The following is a 13,423-nucleotide window of genomic DNA, read 5'->3' as shown; positions in this document are numbered from 1 at the left end:
GGGGTCACTTTTGGCCCATTAAGGTCTCCACCATGGGCCATATGTGACCCCGCGTTGCTTTATCGCAGGACGATGTCTACGGGGTTGGCTTCGGACCGCCATGCGCCAGGCTCGCCAGGGCCTGCAATGACGGGAGCCGTGAGCACGCCGGACCGGTTGGTCCGCTTGTCGCGGAGGATTTCCGTGACCGAGCCAAGGTGCCGGGACAGATCGATCACGTTTTCCGGCGCGGCCAGCAACAACTGGAAGCCAAATTCGTGAAGCGCCTTGATTCCAGCCCCGGCGAATTCCTCGGATGCCAGCACAAACGCTTCGTCCATCATCACGGTGCCGTAAGTGGTGAAGCCCTGCTCGGCAATGCCCAGCTGATAGCTCAGGGCCGCGGCCATGATGAACGCCGTGAAGCGCTGGCGTTCACCGCCGGACATGGAACCGGTATCGGCATGCATGAAGACCTCGGTCTGCTTCTTGCCGGCCTTGCCGGTTTTCGCCGACTTGGCGGCCACCTCCCTGTGCTCCTTGCACTGGATAAACAGGTGGCCGCGGACGTCCAGGACCTCGGCGCGCCACCGGCGGTCCTCAGGGGTTTGGGAACCGAGACGCTTCACCAGGGTCTCCAGGGACTTGTAGCGGGCGGTGAGCTCGGCGTCGTCGTCGGCCTCTGTTCCGGCAGCGGCAGATGCGCTGCGGGAGGGCCGCGTGTGCTTGGCCTTCAGCGCGTTCTGGATAGCATCCTTGAACTGCTTGGCCGTGGCAGGAAGCGTCTGCTTGATGTCCAGTTCCAGGTAGCTGCCTTCGTGGAAATTGACCTCGGACAGGATGCCGTTGAGGGGCAGGATCCGGCTGGTGATACTCCGGCGCTCCTCATCCAGAAGGTGCAGGAGCGTACTGAACGATTCGTGCGTGCGCTGGTTGAAGAACAGTCGGAACTCCGCCTCCTGGGCGGGTAAGCCATCGCTCACGATCGCGTGATATCGCGATTCGAAGTCCCCGGCAGCCCCGATGGACGTGCCATGGTCAGCGCTGATGGCGCTGCCCCAATCGCGCACGAAAGCCTCGAATATTCGCGTCAGACGCTCTGCCGTAGCCTGGCTGCGTGATTCGGCGGCGTGCAGCTCGTCGAGCAGCTTGTTGCGGACGCTGTTGGCCAGGTTGTCCAGTTCGTAAAGTTCGGATACCTCGCCGACGCCGGCAAAGTACGGTTCCAGCGCGGCTACGGTAGAGCTCGACGGCGGTGCTTGCTCAAGCTTCAACCTCGCGGCATCAAGCAGGCCGTCAGCCGTGATCATCTTTTGGTCGAGCGCTTTGTATTCGCTCTGCAGCACGGCAGCCGCGCCTGTGGAGGACTGGTGTTTTTCCCGTACTGCCTCGATGTTCGCACGCAACGGTTCAAGGTCCGCCTGGGCAGCCAACGCATCAGAAAGCCGCTGTTCAATCCGCGAGAGCTCGTCCGCCGCAACCGCTGCGGAGACCTGTTCCCATGGACGCTCATCCTCGGCCACCCTGCGAAGGGCTTCCAACTGCCGGGCCATCCCTTGGTGGGAATCCTCACGGCTTTGCGCCAGCTCGGCAGCCTTGGCCAGCTCGTTTTCCAGTTCGCCCACCCGGGCCGCCACCAGTTCAAGCTTGGACGCATTGTCGAAGCCGAGGACGTAGTCCTGCCGGCTCGTGAAACGGTCGTCCTTTTCCACGGTGTGCCGGTTGCGTTTGACCACGCCACCGAGGCTGAGGCCCTTGTCCATTGAAGCCAGCTCGTCCGGGTCCTCAACGCACGGGTACGCGAAGTCCAAGGCGATCCGTTCGCGGATCCATTCCCCGGCGTCGGCGTTGGCGCCCGAAGTGAGGATGCTCAGCTTAGTCAAGAGATCGCCGTCGGACACGTCCTCCACAGCCAGCGCGCCACCGGCAACGGGCTTGGACACATCCACTGCGCGCAGTGCGCCCCGGACCGTGTTGTCGTTCAAGTACCGCGTAACCGCAGCGAAATGCTCTCCCGGAACCAGCAGCGTGGTGGCGAGGTTGCGGAGCGCGCGTTCCGCGGCCGGACGCCACTGATCCTGGCCCTCGGCGAGGTCGATCAGCTCACCGCCGAACGGCATCCGCTCCTCGGGGATGCCGGTTGCGGCTGCGATCGCGGCTCGGTTCTCAATACTCGACGGCGGCAGCAAAGACTTGCGCGACCGCAACGACAGCAGCTCCTGCTCAGCCGCAGCCAGCTCGCGTTTCTTGGTCGCGTGGCCGTCGAAGGCCTCGAAACGGAGTTCCTTCAAAGCCTCCGAATCGTCCTTCAACTCCGCCGAACGGGTGGCAGCCTGCTCATGGGCTTGGTCCCAGCCCTCGGCCGACCACTCAAGGTTCAGTCCCGCATCGGCCAGCGCCTTCCGGGCGGATTCCTCCACCTGTTGGCGCAACTTCAGACTTACACGGGCGTTCTCCAACGACTGCTCGATAGCCGAAATCGCGTTACCGCCGCGGTTGTTGTAGTCCAGCTCCAGCTCACGGAGCTCCTTGGCCAAAGCATCCCGGACCGTGCGCTCGGCCGCGAGTTCCTGCGCCTTGGACTGGGCCAACTCCTTGAAACGCGCCAACGTCTTGGCGTGGACAGTGACCGCAAGCTGCTGCTTGTACGCCTCAAATTCCTCGCCAGCCAACTCACGAAGCCTGTTCGCATCCAACAACGCCTGCGCATAGTCCTTGTTCAGCCCCGGAACCGGCGCCAGCTGGTCGCGCTGCTGCCGGACATCTTCCAAGCGCTGCCGGATGGACATCAGGTTGCTGAATTCCTCCACCACATCATCAGCCGCAGCCAACGTGGCCGGAGCGTCAAGCACCTGGTCGCGGAAGAACGTATTAACGCTGCCGCCCAGGCCCTTCCCGGCCTGGATTACACGCAGCAAGGGAAGCGCCTGATCAGAATTGATGCCGAGGAGCCTGCGGAACCGCTCCGCAAACGCCTTATGGACGTCGAAGACCTGGCCGTCAGGGAAGATCCCCTCCAACGCACCCTTGGTGAACCTCTTCTGGGCAATCCCCTCGATCGCTTCCAAGTCCAGCGGCTTGTTGTCAATCACATAAAAACGCCCGACGCTGGACTCCGTGCCATTCTTCGGCAAATCAAACAGCGCAGAGACCGTCACCTTCGTGCCCGCCGCGTTGTCGAACGTCAGCGCGACGGCGGACCACGTGGCACCAGGGCGCTGGAAGGCACTGGCCGACCCATCGCCAACAGCCTTATCACCAACCTTGCCGCGCATATAAGTAAACGTGGTCCTCTTGTCCTCCACAGCGCCCCCGGAACGCTGCGCAGCAGCCTCATTGGACCGCGGGCGGGCATCAAACACCCGGAGCATCGCATCAAACAACGTCGACTTGCCGACGCCCGAATTGCCCGTCAAAAGGGTGCCCTTACGATCCACGTGCATCGTATGGGCTCCATGGAACGTGCCCCAGTTGACCACCTGCACCAAGGCCAGGCGCATCTGGCCGGGGTTCGTGAGCTCGCCGAGAGGGAGCATGCTTGCGATCGTCACTTCTGTGTCCCGTCAGTCGTGCTTGCGTCCGCGGGGGTACTGCTGTCCGCGGCGGTACCGGACACATGCTCTGCATGCTCGGTCGTTCCTCCCTTAGACGCATGCTGCCGCATGTCTCCGGGATCGCCGCTCGTGCCGTTCCCGGCTTCCGAACCCGCGTCAAACCGTTTAGCAAGATCGACGAGGCCGCTGGCTGGATTGACCCCGGCACCATCTTCATTTTCGTGGTCAGCGTTGGCGGCTGACGGCGCTGGATTGAGGACTTCTGGTACGTCCGCGTCGGTGAGGTCGGCGCCCAAGGTAGACGACGCCGATGCCGCCCCGGGAGTGGCATCGGGCATGCCGGAGCCGGGCGGCTCGCTGCTTGCAGCAGAGTCGTCCGGCGAAGGGGCGGGGGCGGCATCGGCGTCGTCGTCCCCGTCTTCGGAGTTGGGGTTTGAGTTGGAATCCAGATCCAGCAGCGGCTCTGTTCCTGATTCGTCGGCTGCTACGGCTATGAGGGCCTCTATTTGGGCTGGGATGTCGCCGATGTTTTCGAAGGGGAGGGCCAATGGGAGGGCGTTGCTGATGGTGTACGTGTCGTCCAAGGGGGTGGGGAGGAGTAGTTGGCGGGCCAGGAGTTTGGTGATGGTGCGGGTGACGACGTCGGAGTCCCGGAGTGCATCCTGCTGGCCTGCGGGCGTGTAGTTGGCGACGAGGTCCGAGATCTCTTCGCGGGTGATGGTGGGGTCCGTCTGGGCTGTGACGTGGCGGTCCAGGAGGAGGCGTAGGCGGAGCAGGACGATGGTTTCCACGCGGCTCAGTGCACGCTGTTGCCGCAGGATGCTTGATCGTGAGCTGGCACCGATGATCTCAGGGTCGACGGGGCGGAGGACGGCAATCTTGCGGTCGTGATCGAGCTGGAGGGTGAGGAACAGTTCGGAGAGGCGACTGCGGAGGATGAGTTGGTTGTCCAGGAGTGTGGTCCAGAGCTTCTCGTCGCGCCCGCCGTCGATGTAGGGGCCTTTCAGCAGTTTGACCAGCGCGTGACGGACCTTCATCGGCAGCACTCCGGTGTCGCCCGGGAAGAGCGCGGCGCCGTCAACGAACGTGTCCCGCGGGGTGACCCGGAACGGGTCACCGTGTGTGGCGTGAGACGCCGCTTCAGCCGGGACTTCAGCCTCCTCAACGGTGGCATGGTCCTCGGTAGCCTCCTCAACGGTGACGTGCCCCTCCTCGGTGACGTCCGTCGTCGTGATTTCCTCAGTCATCAGAATCCTCATTCAGCGTGACGACAGGCAGGTACGCGGTGCGGATACTGCCGTCGATTTGTTCGAAGTCGATGTGTTCCCAGGCGTCCCGGTCGAACCCGGCGCCGCCGTGGAGCGCCATGGACAGCAGGGATCGGACGGTGTTGATGTGCCGTTCCTCGGCGGGCAGGTTTTCCCACGCCTCGCCCAAGGTGGCTGCGCCGGCCATCGCGGCCCGCACAACAGCAGGCCTGGCCTTGCCGGTGCGAGCTGATCGCACCCGGTCCGAGTCACTGAACGCGATGGGATCTGCCAGACGGGGTGGGGTCGCGAACTCGTCGGGGTCGAAGAGTTTGACCATGGCCAGCGACTCGAACCCGGCATTGAAGAGCACAGGTCCGCGTACCAGGCCGGGCCGATCACGCTCGTAGGGCATGGACCGGATGGCTTGCTCTGCCTCAGCCAGAACCTTGCGCAGGCTGACCGACTGACGGACGTCGTCGCTCTGGATGTAGGTGTTCAGGCTCTCGGAGAGCTTGCCGTAGATCCTTTGAATCTGGCTGTGCTGGGTGCGCAGTTCGGCCACGAGGTTCTTCAGCGTTTCGCGGTCCTCGTGCGAAAGATCGTCGGCGAACTGCCGGCTAAGGACCTCACCTATCGCGGAGCGGAAACGCAACTGCTGCTGGGGGTCTTCCAGGAAGGCTGTGAAGGAGCGGAACGTTCGGCCCTCGGGGCTTTGACGCAGGCGTTTGTCGGCCTCCAGAACCTGCGCCATGGTTGCGCCCTTGCTCAGCGACTCCTCGATGATCTGGTTGCGGAGTTCGCCCACCAACTCCTCGATGCGGTCACGCATTTTCTTGTAGTCAGCGGGCAGGCTGGCGGCGAGGTCAAGGATGTTGCCTGCAGCCTCAACAGCTTCTTCGTCGTCCAGGAGGCCGTCGAACTCGCCGGAGCTGATGTCCTCGACGAGTTGCTGGCGCTCCTGGATTTCTTCCTCCAGCGCCTCCAAACGTGCGCTCTGGTCCGGGTTGGTCTCGTTGGCGAGCTTCTCCACATCGCCAAGCAGCGTACCCAAGCGGGAACCGTTGAGCGTGGAACGCTCGCTTGAGAGGCTGTCCAGGAATGCGAGCACACGCGCCGCTGCTTCGGTGACCTCGTAGACGATCTGGCCGGACTGGTTGCGGCGTGTCAGGAACTGCTTGCGCGTCCATTCGTCGCCGAAGGCCTTGCCGTTCTGCTGGCCGCCCAGCCCTGGTTCCTGGCGGCGGAGCTGCTCAAGGAAGGCGTCGACGTCGGCATGGAACTCTTCCAGCGGAAGCTGCGGCCGGGTGCGGGTGAAGGAAGCCTGCAGCACCGCGATCACCCAAGGGGCCGAACGTGTCAGGGCCCAGGCGGGACCTTTGGTCAGTTGCTCGAGGTCGCGAAGCCGGGCACTGATGGTGTCGGCGGAGGACATGGCTGAACGGGACAACTACTCTCCTTCAGCTGCTGCGAAACCTGGCTGGCAGCGGAAACTGCCCCGTACAAGGTTAACGCAGAGCATCACCGCCGCGTCGGACGGTGCTGAAAGGGCCGCCGTCGAGCCTTCCAAGCACGATCAGAAGCCTGGCCCCGCAACCATTCCGTAACATACCGCCCGGTTCGGTTTCGATCCCATATCGACACGGCCGCGACGCGATTCTGTACTGGCCGAAAACTACGCCCACCCCTAGTGTCGGATCATCGACGCAGCCACGCCGCGTCTACCCACGCAGTGTCGCATAGGGGGAACCATGGATTTCGACTTCACCGCTCTGGAAACAGCCACCTACGTATTCATTGGAACGCTGGCCTTCGCCGCCATTTTGGTGGCGTTCATCGCAGCAGCAGCCATAGCAACTATCGTTCTCATCGGCGCCATGGGCATGGCCTGGTACACGGTCAAGGCAGTCCTGGGCGGCTTGGTGCATGGCATCAATTTTGCGTGGGACAGCCTGGTCCACCATGCAGGAAACGTCGAAATCCCGGCCGAATTCCAGCCCCAGGTTTCCCCTAGCACGGGTAGCTACTCGCGGGTAGCATTGAGGGACAGCTGAAGGGTTCCCCACCCGAGGCGGACCCTGGCTCCATCCGGCACAACCGGCTAGAGGAGTTATCCCATGACGTCCGCTACTGACAACAGCCTCACCGCCGCAAGCGTCAACGCCACAGCAGAAGAAGCCCGCGCCGTCGCCGAGGCCGCCCGCGAAACTGAATGGAACCGGCCCAGCTTTGCCAAGGGCCTGTACTTGGGTAGCTTCGACCTCAGCCTGATCCACCCGTGGCCACAAGCCAAAACGGAAGACGTGGAGCGCGGCGAAGAGTTCATGGCCAAGCTCGAGGCGTTCTGTCGGTCCATGTCCGGACGCGTGATCGAACGCGACGCGAAGATCCCGGACGAGTACCTTGCAGGCCTCGCGGACCTTGGCGTTTTCGGCATGAAAATCCCGCGCGAGTATGGCGGCCTGGGATTGTCCTTGGTCTACTATGGCCGCGCACTCGCTTTGGTGGGCTCCGTCCATCCGAGCCTTGGCGCACTGATTTCGGCGCATCAATCCATTGGCGTTCCGGAGCCCGTGAAGGAATTCGGCACGCCGGAGCAGAAGCAGGAATACCTTCCGCGCTGCGCCGCGGGTGCCATTACGGCATTCCTCCTGACAGAGCCCGACGTCGGCAGCGACCCCGCCCGGATGGGCGCCACTGCCGTACTGTCCGACGACGGCGGATCTTACCTTTTGGACGGCGTGAAACTCTGGACCACCAACGGGGTGATCGCCGAGCTCGTGGTGGTCATGGCCAGGGTTCCGGCCCACACCGACGCCGACGGCACCACGCACAAGGGCGGCATCTCCGCGTTCGTCGTGGAGATGGACTCCCCCGGCATCACCGTGGAAAACCGGAACAGCTTCATGGGCCTGCGCGGCATCGAGAATGGTGTGACCCGTTTCCATCAGGTGCGTGTGCCGGTGGAGAACCGCTTGGGCCGCGAAGGCCAAGGCCTCAAAATAGCGCTCACCACGCTCAATACAGGACGCCTCTCCATCCCCGGTCTCTGCGTTGCCGCTGGGAAATGGAGCCTGAAGATTGCCCGCGAATGGTCAAACGCCCGTACGCAATGGGGTCGACCGGTGGGCAAGCACGAGGCCGTAGGAAAGAAGATTGCGTTTATCGCCGCCACGACCTTCGCGTTGGAAGCCGTGTTTGAGTTGTCAGCCGAGATGGCCGACGCCGGCCAAAAGGACGTGCGCATCGAAGCCGCGCTGGCCAAGCTGTGGTCCACCGAACTGAGCTGCCGGATCGCCGATGAACTGGTTCAGATACGCGGTGGCCGCGGATTTGAAACCGCCGAGTCCCTTGAAGCCAGGGGCGAACGCGCCGTGGCGGCCGAGCAGCTCCTCCGGGATCTCCGCATCAACCGGATCTTCGAGGGTTCCAGCGAGATCATGAAACTCCTCATCGCCCGCGAAGCCGTGGACGCACACCTTGCCGCGGTGGGCGACCTCGCCTCAGCGGATGCCAGCCTGCAGGACAAGGCGAGGGCCGCCGTCGGGGCTTCAGGTTTCTATGCCCGCTGGCTGCCGAAACTCGTGGCCGGAGCGGGCATGGATCCGCGCTCCTACGGTGAGTTCGGGCGCTTGGGAAAACACCTGCGGTTTGTTGAAAGGTCCTCGCGGCGGCTCGCCCGGCAGACTTTCTACGGCATGGGCCGCTGGCAAGCGAAGCTGGAACACAAACAAGCATTCCTGGGCAGGATCGTGGACATCGGCGCCGAACTGTTCGCCATGGCAGCGTGCTGCTCACGGGCCGAAATGCTGCTCCGCACCCACCCGGAACACGGCGCGGCGGCCTTCGAGCTCGCCGAGGCCTACTGTGAGCAGGCGCGCGTGCGGGTGGACGAATACTTCGACCAGTTGTGGCGGAACACCGACGACGGCGACCATCACCTTTCGCGCAAAGTCCTCGCCGGCGATTACGCCTGGCTTGAGGCCGGCGTCCTGGACCAGTCGGAAGGAACCGGGCCGTGGATCGCCGATGCGTCCCCGGGCGCCTCAAGCAAGGAGAACCTGCACCGCAAGTATCGGTAGCCCGCTACAGGACGTCACCGTCCACGTAGTACCAGCGCTTGTCCTCACGTACGAAACGGCTGTGTTCGCGCTGCACTCCGCGTTCGCCGTCGGACCGGTAGTGCGCGGCGAACTCAACGGTCCCAGTGGTGTCCAGTGGCCCGCCCTTGGACGTGCCCAGGATGTCCAGCCTGCGCCATTGCGTGTCCGCGTCCAGCCCCAAGGAAGCCGGGCGGGTTGAGGCGTGCCACGTTCGCAGGAGGTATGCCGGGTCCAGAATGACGAACGCCGAATACCGGGAACGCATAAGCTGCTCGGCTGTGGGCGCATCGGCCTCACCGCGGTGGAAGCGCCCGCAACAATCGTCATACTGCTCCCCGGAGAGGCAGGGGCACGCACCGTTGCGGAGTCGGCTGAAGTCAGGGGTCACTGGGTCCCAATCTGAGGCTGAAAATGAGAGCTGGGCAACATATTTTCGCACGCCGTATAACAGCTTCGAAACAACCCTGCCAGAGGGGTGGTGCGGGGCGTGATTCCGTCGGTGCTGGACCGTAGGCTAGATGTGCAAGCTGGGTGGGCAATGCGCGCATCGCAAAACGACAGCCAGGGGAGGCTACGTGGAGGATCCGACAACACTCGCCATCAACCTGACATATTTGGGCACAGTGGGGATGGCTATCCTCATGTTCCTGGGCCTCGGGTTGGTCATCATCATCACTCTGGTAGTCGCCGGAGTGGGACGGCTTGTGTCGGTGATTCTTTTGGCGATGATCGGCGTCTTCCCCAAGAAAGAGACAGTCACCATCGTCCACTTGCCCCCGGCTCCGGAACACGTACCCGCACCGGCGAGTGACGACGTCGAATACTCCAGTCACGCTGTTGAGTCGCCTCTCGAAGATCTTGCCTACGTTCCTGCCGGTTCCACAGCCGAGGTGGCAGCCAATCCTGTTGTGGCAGAGCCCAAGAAGGACCTCCTCGGAGATGTTCGACGTCGGCTCTCGGGTGCCTCTTCAGCCGTCAAGGACGGCGCGTGGAAGGTTGGCCCCAAAAAGGTGCCCAAGCCGGCCCTGGTTAAGGAAGTGGTCGAAACGCAGACCGCCCACCACCCGTTGCTTGTGGCCGCCAGCAAGGAACCCCCCGTGCTTGCAAAGGACTGGGCCGACGCCGTCGCGGAAGCTGACCGGAGGGCGGCCGAGCGCGCAAAGGCAGAGGAACCGCCCGCCATCAAGGTAACGGTCCGCGAGGTGGGCGAGCCAACACCGCCGTCCAGCAATGAGGAACCACCCGCCCCGAAGGCCCCGGACGCGCAGCAGTCTTCGGGCACCGAGGCGGGGCCGGGCAATGGTCCGAAAAAGTCCGGTCCTGAATATACAAAATCCAGCCAAGGGAACAGCTCGGCCCAAGGGAACAACTCCAAGAAATCGGGCCCGAACACTTCCAAGAATGGAAAGCCTTCGAGCCCGGTCCGTAAGGGTTCGCTCAGCGGGGTAAGCCGCAACTCCTAAGCGGCGAGCTGCCGGAACGCTGCTCCGTGGTAGATCAATGGCTTGGATTCGTGGTTGATGGTGGTTGCTTTGACCTCGAGGACAACGATCGCGTGATCCCCTGCCGGTGTCTCCGAGACCAGCTCGCACTCGAAACCCAGCACCGCGCCGTCGATCAGAACGGCCCCTGAGTCACTGACACTGGTGGACAATCCGGCGAAGCGATCCCGGGTTTTGGAGGACAGCTGAAGGCAGGCCGCTTCCTGACCCTCGGCCAGTACGGACACACCCAACCGGCTGGCCTGCCGAAGCTTGGGCCACGTTGTGGAGGAGTTCTGCACTGCGAACATCACCAACGGTGGCTCCAAAGACACACCCACCGTGAAGGACGATGCCACCAATGCCTCCGGCGTGAAATCCACCATGGCACTGAAGGCAGCCACTCCGGACGGGAACTGCGCAAATGCAGCCTTGATGGCTGCCGTTTCTTCCACGGTCGTCTGTGTCATTTTTGCTGTCCCCTATCGTGCGTTGGTTGAGTTCCTTTCCCATAATTCACCCGCTTCCGGCAACCGCAATATTTGTTGATTCGAAAGACATTTGTGTTGCCGCATGTCAAGAAATGTCGCGAACTAATGCCCCTTCCATTACCCCGCAAGACGAAAAACGAAGAAGTTCTACCGTTTGCATTTGGGCGTCCTACGGCCGTGTGTAGCCTCGATTGGACATCCCCTTGACCCACCACAGGAAGCCGACATGAGCCTCAACGAGCTACGAACGCTTGGACGCACTGGCGCCCTGATCAGCCCTCTCACCCTGGGTACCTTGAACTTCGGCACCGGCACCGCTCCCACGGGACCTGCGGAGAGCATCCGCATCATCCAGGCTGCGCTCGACGGCGGCATCACCAGCATCGACACCGCCGATATTTACTCGCAGGGCGAGGCGGAAGTCGTGGTGGGCCAGGCAATCCAAGGAAGGCGCGACGACGTTTTCCTCGCCACCAAATTCCATGGCCAGATGGGGTCCAACCCAGCGCACGCCGGAAATTCGCGTCGGTGGATTGTCCGGGCTGTGGAGGACAGCTTGAGGCGGCTCAACACGGACAGGATCGACCTCTACCAAGCGCACCGTCCCGACTACAACACCGATCTTCTTGAGACCATCACCACCCTGAACGATCTCATCCGGCAGGGCAAGATCCTCTACTACGGCACCTCGGTGTTCAGCCCCGCGCAGCTCGTCGAGGCACAGTGGATCGCGAACACCAACCACCTGACGCCGCCGGTGGTGGACCAGGTTCCCTATTCGCTTCTGGTTCGCGCCAACGAACGCGACGTTTTCCCCATCACCCAGCAGTACGGCGTCGGGGTTTTGAGTTATGGACCGCTCGACGGCGGGTGGCTGGCTGGCGGATACCGCGTTGGCGCGGGCCAGCCCGAAAGCTCACGTTCGGCCGCTGTGCCCGGCCGGTTCGATGTGAACGCGCCCTTCAACCAAGGCAAGCTGCACGCGGCGGACGCACTCGCCCAGCTGGCAGCCCGGTATGGACTGACCCTCATCCAACTTGCTGTTGCCTTTGCCCTGAACCATCCCGCCGTCACCAGTGTGATCATTGGTCCGCGGACCGAGGAGCATCTCACCGACTACCTGAAGGCCGCCGATGTGGTGCTCGGCGAATCGGTTTTGGACGAAATCGATGACATCGTGGCCCCCGCCGTCAACTTCCTTGAGCGGGACGCCGGCACGGTTGCTCCCCATCTGGAGTACCCGGAACTTCGACGTCGGTAGCTCGCCACCCGTTGTGGGGACCGCTCTGCGGGCTTCTTCGCTCGCAGACAACGCATACCGGGCCTCGCAATCGCCTATTGACGGCATTGGGTCCCCGCGTGATCCTTGTCCTAAGTGCTGCGGCACGCCCGCAGCGTCAGGTCCAGTAGAACGCCGCCTCCCATGTCCAAACACCATGTCAAGCAAGACGCGGCGAAAGCCGTCATCACGGGACAGCCGACCGAAGGCCCCCTGACCCACGAAGAGTTGCAGCTCTCTGGCCGCAACCATTCAATGCCGCTCGAAGCCCTCCACGACGACATCACGCCAGCGGGGCTGCACTACCTGCTGATTCACTTCGACATCCCGCACGTTTCCGCTGAGGCATGGCGCCTGCGGCTCGGTGGGGCGGTTAATCACAGCTTGGAACTGAGCCTCGACGACATCAAGTCGCGGCCCTCTGTCACGATGCCCGTCACCATGGAGTGCGCCGGAAATGGACGCTCGCTCCTGCAGCCTCGCCCCCTCAGCCAGCCCTGGGTGTTGGGAGCTGTAGGCACTGCGGAATGGACTGGAACTCCTTTGGCACCACTGCTGGAGGAGGCAGGGTTGGCGAGTGACGCCGTCGAACTTGTCTTTACCGGCGCCGACAGCGGTATCCAGGGTGGAGTGGAGGAACCATACGCCCGTAGTCTTTCGATTGCCGAAGCGATGCATCCCGAAGTCATGTTGGTCTACGCCATGAACGGCAACCCGCTACCGATCCAGCACGGTTTCCCGCTGCGGCTGTTGGTGCCCGGCTGGTATGGCATGGCAAGCGTGAAGTGGTTGACCTCCATTGAGGCAGTGACTTCACGTTTCATGGGATTCCAACAGGCCGTGGCGTATCACTACCTTCAGGGACCCGATGGGCCAGGTTTGCCCGTGTCGCACATTCGCGTCCGCTCCCTGATGGTGCCGCCCGGGATTCCTGATTTCTTTACCCGACGCCGGGTAGTGGATGCCGGTCCTGTGATGCTGCACGGCAGGGCGTGGTCCGGTCACGGCGAAGTGGAACGGGTGGAGGTGGGGATCGACGGCGAATGGATGCCGGCCCATCTGGAACCTGCTGTAGGTGACTTTGCTTGGCGATCCTGGACTATGGTGTGGGTCGCGAGCCCGGGAGAGCACGAGTTGCGGTGCCGTGCAATGGACTCCTCGGGTGCGCTGCAGCCCAGCGATCAGGTGTGGAACTACCAGGGCATCGGGAACAACATGGCCCAGAGGGTTGAGGTGACGGTTCGGTAGGTGGTTCGGGTCGGTGTTTCTCGCCGAGATCGCGGGAATGC

General features: G+C 63.0%; 9 protein-coding genes and 1 pseudogene. 5 read left to right on the top strand and 5 right to left on the bottom strand.

Features of this window, described 5'->3' with window-relative positions:
- Positions 1-59: 59 nt before the first annotated feature.
- The 3 genes and pseudogenes from ACTAQJ_RS19055 to ACTAQJ_RS19045 all read right to left on the bottom strand — a co-directional run bounded on the left by ACTAQJ_RS19055 (position 60) and on the right by ACTAQJ_RS19045 (position 6,230).
- Positions 60-3,530 carry an ATP-binding protein gene (locus tag ACTAQJ_RS19055; RefSeq protein WP_498698503.1) on the bottom strand — a complete coding sequence of 1,157 codons (3,471 nt, stop codon included), beginning with the start codon at positions 3,528-3,530 and terminating at the stop codon, positions 60-62.
- Between the two features lie 395 nt (positions 3,531-3,925).
- Positions 3,926-4,780 (bottom strand): annotated as a pseudogene (locus tag ACTAQJ_RS19050) (DUF4194 domain-containing protein); the annotation flags it as partial.
- Complete coding sequence (locus tag ACTAQJ_RS19045) at positions 4,773-6,230, bottom strand: DUF3375 family protein (RefSeq protein ID WP_498698500.1); 1,458 nt, start codon at positions 6,228-6,230, stop codon at positions 4,773-4,775. The pseudogene ACTAQJ_RS19050 and the gene ACTAQJ_RS19045, both read right to left, overlap by 8 nt.
- 301 nt (positions 6,231-6,531) lie before the next feature.
- Here ACTAQJ_RS19045 and ACTAQJ_RS19040 point away from each other — a divergent pair, with 301 nt between their 5' ends.
- The gene (locus ACTAQJ_RS19040) at positions 6,532-6,834 is read left to right on the top strand and encodes a hypothetical protein (RefSeq protein ID WP_431116953.1); all 303 of its coding nucleotides are present in this window, start codon (positions 6,532-6,534) and stop codon (positions 6,832-6,834) included.
- A 63-nt stretch (positions 6,835-6,897) separates the two neighbouring features.
- Positions 6,898-8,862 (top strand): acyl-CoA dehydrogenase family protein, encoded by a 1,965-nt coding sequence (locus ACTAQJ_RS19035; RefSeq protein ID WP_498698497.1) that lies wholly within the window; start codon positions 6,898-6,900, stop codon positions 8,860-8,862.
- 4 nt (positions 8,863-8,866) lie between these two features.
- On the opposite strand, the gene ACTAQJ_RS19030 is transcribed toward ACTAQJ_RS19035, so the two are convergent.
- Entirely contained in the window at positions 8,867-9,271 is a 405-nt protein-coding gene (locus tag ACTAQJ_RS19030) for a YchJ family protein (protein ID WP_442019294.1), read from the bottom strand.
- 187 nt (positions 9,272-9,458) lie between these two features.
- Here ACTAQJ_RS19030 and ACTAQJ_RS19025 point away from each other — a divergent pair, with 187 nt between their 5' ends.
- Entirely contained in the window at positions 9,459-10,346 is an 888-nt protein-coding gene (locus tag ACTAQJ_RS19025) for a hypothetical protein (RefSeq protein ID WP_498698495.1), read from the top strand.
- Here the strand turns inward: ACTAQJ_RS19025 and ACTAQJ_RS19020 are convergent.
- The gene (locus ACTAQJ_RS19020; protein WP_442019292.1) at positions 10,343-10,834 is read right to left on the bottom strand and encodes a flavin reductase family protein; all 492 of its coding nucleotides are present in this window, start codon (positions 10,832-10,834) and stop codon (positions 10,343-10,345) included. The two genes, ACTAQJ_RS19025 and ACTAQJ_RS19020, sit on opposite strands and share 4 nt — an antisense overlap.
- Before the next feature lie 247 nt (positions 10,835-11,081).
- Here ACTAQJ_RS19020 and ACTAQJ_RS19015 point away from each other — a divergent pair, with 247 nt between their 5' ends.
- On the top strand, positions 11,082-12,116 hold the full coding sequence (locus ACTAQJ_RS19015) for an aldo/keto reductase (RefSeq protein WP_498698491.1): 1,035 nt from the start codon (positions 11,082-11,084) through the stop codon (positions 12,114-12,116).
- 162 nt (positions 12,117-12,278) lie between these two features.
- Positions 12,279-13,382 carry a sulfite oxidase gene (locus ACTAQJ_RS19010; RefSeq protein ID WP_442019290.1) on the top strand — a complete coding sequence of 368 codons (1,104 nt, stop codon included), beginning with the start codon at positions 12,279-12,281 and terminating at the stop codon, positions 13,380-13,382.
- Positions 13,383-13,423: the final 41 nt, after the last annotated feature.

This window comes from Arthrobacter sp. alpha11c, from assembly GCF_054149985.1.
The sequence above is the reverse complement of the archived record's forward strand: the minus strand, read 5'-3'. Positions and strand labels throughout refer to the sequence as shown.

Bases quoted from the DNA above. Each gene is read 5' to 3' on its own strand.
- ACTAQJ_RS19015 (WP_498698491.1), top strand. From the start codon at position 11,082: ATGAGCCTCAACGAGCTACGAACGCTTGGACGCACTGGCGCCCTGATC.
- ACTAQJ_RS19040 (WP_431116953.1), top strand. From the start codon at position 6,532: ATGGATTTCGACTTCACCGCTCTGGAAACAGCCACCTACGTATTCATT.
- ACTAQJ_RS19010 (WP_442019290.1), top strand. From the start codon at position 12,279: ATGTCCAAACACCATGTCAAGCAAGACGCGGCGAAAGCCGTCATCACG.
- ACTAQJ_RS19035 (WP_498698497.1), top strand. From the start codon at position 6,898: ATGACGTCCGCTACTGACAACAGCCTCACCGCCGCAAGCGTCAACGCC.
- ACTAQJ_RS19020 (WP_442019292.1), bottom strand. From the start codon at position 10,834: ATGACACAGACGACCGTGGAAGAAACGGCAGCCATCAAGGCTGCATTT.